At 52.8% G+C, this 487-nt stretch carries 2 protein-coding genes; both read left to right on the forward strand.

What is annotated here, in order from left to right:
- Nucleotides 1-251, forward strand: a 251-nt coding sequence (locus CBG10_RS09495; RefSeq protein ID WP_179231258.1) for a hypothetical protein, incomplete at its 5' end; no start/stop codon positions are given.
- Between the two features lie 12 nt (nt 252-263).
- Entirely contained in the window at nt 264-431 is a 168-nt protein-coding gene (locus tag CBG10_RS11310; RefSeq protein WP_179231259.1) for a hypothetical protein, read from the forward strand.
- Nucleotides 432-487: the final 56 nt, after the last annotated feature.

The raw sequence follows: 487 nt of genomic DNA on the forward strand, positions 1-487 counted from the left end.
GTCCTCAACTACCTCCTCGACTGTCGCCACAGCCACGTCGTCAATATTTGCATCAACTAGGGCCTCAACTATGGCTGCAACGTGTGCATAGACAAGTGCCTCAACGAGTGCGTCAACAAGCGCATCAACGAGTGCATCAACGAGCGCATCGACGAGTGCATCAACGAGCGCGTCAACGAGTGCATCAACAAGTGCGTCAACGAGTGCATCGACGAGCGCGTCAACAAGTGCGTCAACGAGTGCCTCAGTAAGTGCGTCAGTAAGTGCTTCAACGAGTGCATCAACAAGTGCGTCAACGAGCGCTTCAACCAGCGCATCAACGAGTGCGTCAACGAGTGCGTCAACGAGTGCGTCAACCAGCGCCTAAACTCGGGCGCTTATACACATCTCCGAGCCCACGAGAATACGCTGCAGCTCGGATGCCGTCATAGGCATGCAACAAAAAAAATGAGCACAAACAAAGAGCACGACAAAACCAAGACAAAAA

It is taken from the genome of Limosilactobacillus reuteri (genome assembly GCF_002254085.1).
GTDB lineage: Bacteria > Bacillota > Bacilli > Lactobacillales > Lactobacillaceae > Limosilactobacillus > Limosilactobacillus reuteri_K.